This window comes from Streptomyces sp. NPDC052107, from assembly GCF_040680215.1.
Lineage (GTDB): Bacteria > Actinomycetota > Actinomycetes > Streptomycetales > Streptomycetaceae > Streptomyces.
Map to the genome: position 1 here is coordinate 367,390 of NZ_JBFAWG010000001.1, position 6,241 is coordinate 373,630.

Sequence of the window (6,241 nt, forward strand, 5' to 3'; positions counted from 1 at the left end):
GAGGCGGGGGCGGAAGCAGGGGCGGCAGGCAAGGCTTCGGAACTTCTTCCTGTTTCCGCGCCGGGGACGGAGTCGTGTGACGGGCGGTCGGTCGGGCTCCGGCGGGACCTGTTGGCCCGTCAAATCGACAGCAGAACTGGCCCGTTGTCGTTCCTTGCCCGGGGTCCGCGCCCGGCGGGCCGCTACAGGGAGCAGCCTCTTCGCCGGGCATGACGGCTCGGCGGGGCCGGCCGGCCCCGCCGGCCGGTGTCAGGGGCGGGCGCCCTGGACGCGCGCGGCGTCGCCCTCGTTCACGTCCCGCAGCAGACAGGTCAGCCGGGCGCTGCACACCCGGCGGCCCTCCTCGTCGCTGATCACGATCTCGTACGTCGCCGTCGAACGGCCCCGGTGCACCGGCGTGGCCACACCGGTCACCAGGCCCGAGCGGACCCCGCGGTGGTGCGTGCAGTTCAGGTCCACGCCGACGGCGATCTTCGAGCTGCCGCCGTGCAGCATGGAGCCGACCGAGCCGAGCGTCTCCGCCAGCACCGCGGAGGCACCGCCGTGCAGCAGGCCGTACGGCTGGGTGTTGCCCTCAACCGGCATGGTCCCGACGACCTTCTCCGCCGAGGCCTCCAGGATCTGCACGCCCATCCGCGTGCCGAGATGCCCGGCCGAGAACAGGGCGGGCAGGTCGACACCGAGCGCGGCGTACTCGTCGATGACCTCCTGTGGGAATTGCACCTGCTGCTGCTCGCCCATGGGCCCGGCTCCTTCGTCGTACACCTGTCTGTATGGCTGAGCAAACGCTCAGTCGGTCGCCGATTGTTCCAGACGGGCGTCCGCGTCACCGGTGTGACTTTCGAGACGTACGACCACGGACTTGCTGGCCGGGGTGTTGCTGGTGTCGGCGGTGGCGTCGAGCGGGACGAGGACGTTCGTCTCGGGGTAGTACGCCGCCGCGCATCCACGGGCCGTCGGGTAGTGGACGACCCGGAAACCGGGCGCCCGCCGCTCCACGCCGTCCTTCCACTCGCTCACCAGGTCGACGTACGACCCCTCGGCGACCCCGAGCGCCCGCGCGTCCTCGGGGTGCACCAGCACCACCCGGCGGCCGCCCGTGATGCCCCGGTAGCGGTCGTCCAGGCCGTAGATCGTGGTGTTGTACTGGTCGTGCGACCGCAGGGTCTGCAACAGCAGCCGGCCCTCGGGCAGTTCGGGGTACTCCACCGGCGCCGCCGTGAAGTTCGCCTTGCCCGTGGCGGTCGGGAAGCGGCGCTCGTCGCGCGCGGCGTGCGGCAGGACGAAGCCGCCCGGCCGGGCCACGCGCGCGTTGAAGTCGTCGAAACCGGGGACCACGCGCGCGATGCGGTCACGGATCGTGGCGTAGTCCTTCTCGAACTCCTCCCACGGCACGACGCTGTCCGCGCCGAGCACGCGGCGCGCGAGGCCGCAGATGATCGCGGGCTCGGACCTCAGGTGCGCGCTCGCCGGGGCGAGCCGCCCGCGCGAGGCGTGCACCATGCCCATCGAGTCCTCGACGGTCACGAACTGCTCGCCGCTCGCCTGCAGGTCCCGCTCGGTGCGGCCCAGCGTGGGCAGGATCAGCGCCCGCGCGCCCGTGACGGCGTGCGAGCGGTTGAGCTTGGTCGACACGTGCACTGTCAGCCGCGCGCGCCGCATCGCGGCCTCGGTGACCTCGGTGTCGGGGGAGGCGGAGACGAAGTTGCCGCCCATGGCGAAGAACACCTTCGCCTCGCCGTCGCGCAGCGCGCGGATGGCCCCTACGACGTCGAAGCCGTGCTCGCGCGGCGGCGCGAACCCGAACTCCTTCTCCAGCGCGTCCAGGAAGGCCGGAGCGGGCCGCTCGAAGATGCCCATGGTGCGGTCGCCCTGGACATTGCTGTGCCCGCGCACCGGGCACACGCCCGCGCCCGGCCGGCCGATGTTGCCGCGCAGCAGCAGGAAGTTGACCACCTCGCGGATGGTCGGGACGGCGTGCTTGTGCTGGGTGAGGCCCATGGCCCAGCAGACGATGGTGCGCTTCGAGGCGAGCGCCATGCCGAGGGCCTGCTCGATCTCCGCGCGGGTGAGGCCCGTCGCCTTCAGGGTCCCGTCCCAGTCGGCGGCTCGCGCGACCTCGGCGAACTCCTCGAACCCGTGGGTGTGTTCGCGGACGAACTCCTCGTCGACCGCGCCCTCCGTCTCCAGGACGAGCTTGTTGAGGAGCCGGAAGAGGGCCTGGTCGCCGCCGATGCGGATCTGCAGGAACAGATCGGTGAGGGCGGCGCCCTTCAGTAGGCCCTGCGGCGTCTGCGGGTTCTTGAACCGCTCCAGGCCGGCCTCGGGCAGCGGATTGACGCTGATGATCCTCGCGCCGTTCGCCTTGGCCTTCTCCAGCGCCGACAGCATGCGCGGATGGTTCGTCCCCGGGTTCTGCCCCGCGACGATGATCAGGTCGGCCTTGTAGAGGTCCTCCAGCAGGACGCTGCCCTTGCCGATGCCGATGGTCTCGCTGAGCGCCGACCCGGACGACTCGTGGCACATGTTGGAGCAGTCCGGCAGGTTGTTCGTGCCCAGCTCGCGCGCGAAGAGCTGGTACAGGAACGCGGCCTCGTTGCCGGTGCGGCCCGAGGTGTAGAAGACGGCCTCGTCGGGGGAGGAGAGCGCGGTGATCTCCTCGGCGACGATGTCGAAGGCGTGCTCCCAGCCGACCGGCTCGTAGTGCGTGCCGCCCTCGGCGAGATACATGGGGTGCGTGAGCCGGCCCTGCTGCCCCAGCCAGTACCCGCTCCTCGTCGCCAGGTCGGCCACGGAGTGCGCCGCGAAGAACTCCGGGGTGACCCGGCGCAGGGTGGCCTCCTCGGCGACCGCCTTGGCGCCGTTCTCGCAGAACTCCGCCTTGTGCCGGTGGTCCGGCTCCGGCCAGGCGCAGCCCGGGCAGTCGAACCCGTCCTTCTGGTTCACCCGCAGCAACGTCAGCGCCGTGCGCCGCACACCCATCTGCTGCTGGGCGATGCGCAGCGTGTGCCCGATGGCGGGCAGCCCCGCCGCCGCGTGCTTCGGCTCCGCGACCTGCGGCGCGTCCTGAACCGGATCACCCTTGGGCGGCTTCGTCGCCATCGCACGCTCCCCTTCGACTGCGTGTGAGAAGTACGGTGCCGATCCTGCCACGGGGCACCGACAACCGTGCCCGGAGGCCATACGAGAACACCGGCACTCTCAGTGACCGAGGGCCACCCTGCGCAGCCCTCCACTCGGTCCCGGACCGGAGTGTCAGTGCGGCGTGGCAGGATCGGGGACGTGGCAGAGACAGCATCGAACAAGACCGACAAGACCCCCGGCGGTACCCGTCCCCGGCTGATGCTCATGGACGGGCACTCGCTGGCCTACCGCGCGTTCTTCGCGCTGCCCGCGGAGAACTTCACGACCGCGACCGGCCAGCCGACGAACGCGATCTACGGCTTCGCGTCGATGCTGGCCAACACCCTGCGTGACGAGGCGCCCACGCACTTCGCGGTGGCCTTCGACGTCTCGCGCAAGACCTGGCGCTCCGAGCGGTTCACCGAGTACAAGGCGAACCGCTCCAAGACCCCGGACGAGTTCAAGGGCCAGGTCGAGCTGATCGGCGAGCTCCTCGACGCGATGCACGCCCCGCGCTTCGCCGTGGACGGGTACGAGGCGGACGACGTCATCGCCACACTCGCCACCCAGGCCGAGGCCGAGGGCTTCGAGGTGCTGATCGTCACCGGCGACCGTGACTCCTTCCAGCTGGTCACCGACAACATCACCGTGCTGTACCCGACGAAGGGCGTCTCGGAGCTGACCCGGTTCACCCCGGAGAAGGTTTTCGAGAAGTACGGATTGACCCCCGCCCAGTACCCGGACTTCGCGGCCCTGCGCGGCGACCCGTCCGACAACCTCCCCGGCATCCCCGGCGTCGGCGAGAAGACCGCGGCGAAGTGGATCAACCAGTTCGGCTCCTTCGCGGCGCTGGTCGAGCGCGTCGAGGAGGTCAAGGGCAAGGCCGGGCAGAACCTCCGTGACCACCTGGAGTCGGTCAAGCTCAACCGCGTCCTCACCGAGCTGGAGCGCCAGGTCGAGCTGCCCAAGGCGGTCGCCGACCTGGAGCGGGCCGCGTACGACCGCAAGGCCGTCTCGATGGTTCTGGACACCCTGGAGATCCGCAATCCGTCCCTGCGCGAGCGTCTCTTCGCCGTCGACCCCGGCTCAGAGGAGGCCGAGGCCACACCGATCGCCACCGACGGGGTGGAGCTGGACGGCAAGATCCTGCGCACCGGCGAGCTGGCCCCCTGGCTCGCCGAGCACAGCGCCGAGACCCTGGGCATCGCCTCCGTCGACACCTGGGCGCTGGGCGCCGGCTCGGTCGCCGAGGTCGCCCTGGCCGCGGCCGGGGGAGCGGCCGCCTGGTTCGACCCCGCCGAGCTGGACGAGGCCGACGAGAACGCGTTCGCGGCCTGGCTGGCCGACGCCGGCCGCCCGAAGGTGTTCCACAACGCCAAGGGCGCCATGCGCGTCTTCGCCGAGCACGGCTGGAGCGTCGAGGGCGTGATCATGGACACCGCCCTCGCCGCCTACCTGGTCAAGCCGGGCCGCCGCTCCTTCGACCTGGACGCGCTGTCCCTGGAGTACCTGCACCGCGAGCTGGCGCCCGCCGCCGCGGCCGACGGCCAGCTGGCCTTCGGCGCAGACGAGGGCGCCGAGGCCGAGGCCCTGATGATCCAGGCCCGCGCGGTCCTCGACCTCGGTACGGCCTTCGAGACCCGCCTCGCCGAGGTCGGCGCCGCAGACCTCCTGCGCGACATGGAGCTGCCCACCTCCGCCCTGCTCGCCCGCATGGAGCGGCACGGCATCGCGGCCGACCGCCCGCACCTCGAGGCGATGGAGCAGACGTTCGCGGGTGCGGTGCAGCAGGCCGTGAAGGAGGCCCACGCGGCCGCGGGCCACGAGTTCAACCTGGGCTCGCCCAAGCAGCTCCAGGAGGTCCTCTTCGGTGAGCTGGCCCTGCCGAAGACGAAGAAGACCAAGACCGGCTACACCACGGACGCCGACGCCCTGGCCTGGCTCGCCACCCAGACCGACAACGAACTGCCGGTGATCATGCTCCGCCACCGCGAGCAGGCCAAGCTGCGGGTCACCGTCGAGGGCCTGATCAAGACGATCGCGGGCGACGGCCGTATCCACACCACGTTCAACCAGACGGTGGCCGCGACCGGCCGACTGTCCTCCACGGACCCCAACCTCCAGAACATCCCGGTCCGCACGGACGAGGGCCGCGCGATCCGCCGCGGCTTCGTGGTCGGCGAGGGCTTCGAGTCCCTGATGACCGCCGACTACAGCCAGATCGAGCTGCGCGTGATGGCCCACCTCTCCGAGGACGAGGGCCTGATCCAGGCGTTCGCCTCCGGCGAGGACCTGCACACCACGGCCGCGTCCCAGGTGTTCGGCGTCGAGCCCGCCGCGGTGGACGCGGAGATGCGCCGCAAGATCAAGGCCATGTCGTACGGCCTGGCCTACGGCCTGTCCGCGTTCGGCCTGTCCCAGCAGCTGAACATCGAGGCGGCGGAGGCCCGCGCCCTGATGGACGCCTACTTCGAGCGCTTCGGCGGCGTCCGGGACTACCTTCGCCGGGCGGTCGACGAGGCACGGGCGACGGGCTACACGGCGACGCTCTTCGGCCGCCGCCGCTACCTCCCCGACCTCAACAGCGACAACCGCCAGCGCCGCGAGGCCGCCGAGCGCATGGCCCTCAACGCGCCCATCCAGGGCACGGCCGCCGACATCGTCAAGATCGCCATGCTCGAGGTGGACAGCGCCCTGCGGGCAGCGGACCTGAAGTCCCGCATGCTCCTCCAGGTCCACGACGAAATCGTCCTGGAGATCGCCCCCGGCGAGCGGTCGGCCGCCGAGCAGATCGTCCGCCACGAAATGTCCAACGCCGTCCACCTCCGAGCTCCCCTGGACGTCTCGGTCGGCGTGGGCCCGGACTGGGAGTCGGCAGCGCACTAGCCTGCGGTGCTCGGGCGGAGGGGGCGTTGCAGCCAAGGCCGGCCGGGCGCCCCCTCGGCCTGTGCAGCGGCGCTGCGAGACGACGCCGGCGCCCCGAGTCCCCGCCGCAACGGCGCCCAGCCCCCACCGAGCCCTCCCGGCGGTGTCAGACCTGCCGCAACCCATGCCTGGGCCCACCCGCACCTGAAACTTCGGCGCCCCCGAGTCCCCGCCGCAACGTCGCTCAGCCCCC

General features: G+C 71.4%; 3 protein-coding genes. 1 reads left to right on the plus strand and 2 read right to left on the minus strand.

The genetic code is table 11. The features are described from left to right. Nucleotides 1-249 precede the first annotated feature (249 nt). Both AB0M27_RS01665 and AB0M27_RS01670 read right to left on the minus strand, forming a co-directional pair. Nucleotides 250-741, minus strand: coding sequence for a hotdog fold thioesterase (locus tag AB0M27_RS01665; protein ID WP_365716763.1), 492 nt, complete (start codon nucleotides 739-741; stop codon nucleotides 250-252). 48 nt (nucleotides 742-789) lie between these two features. Continuing rightward, nucleotides 790-3,102, minus strand: a complete 2,313-nt coding sequence (locus tag AB0M27_RS01670) for an FdhF/YdeP family oxidoreductase (protein ID WP_365716765.1) — start codon at nucleotides 3,100-3,102, stop codon at nucleotides 790-792. A 180-nt stretch (nucleotides 3,103-3,282) separates the two neighbouring features. Between AB0M27_RS01670 and polA the strand changes: the two genes are divergently transcribed. After that, entirely contained in the window at nucleotides 3,283-6,009 is a 2,727-nt protein-coding gene (polA, locus tag AB0M27_RS01675) for a DNA polymerase I (protein WP_365716767.1), read from the plus strand. Nucleotides 6,010-6,241: the final 232 nt, after the last annotated feature.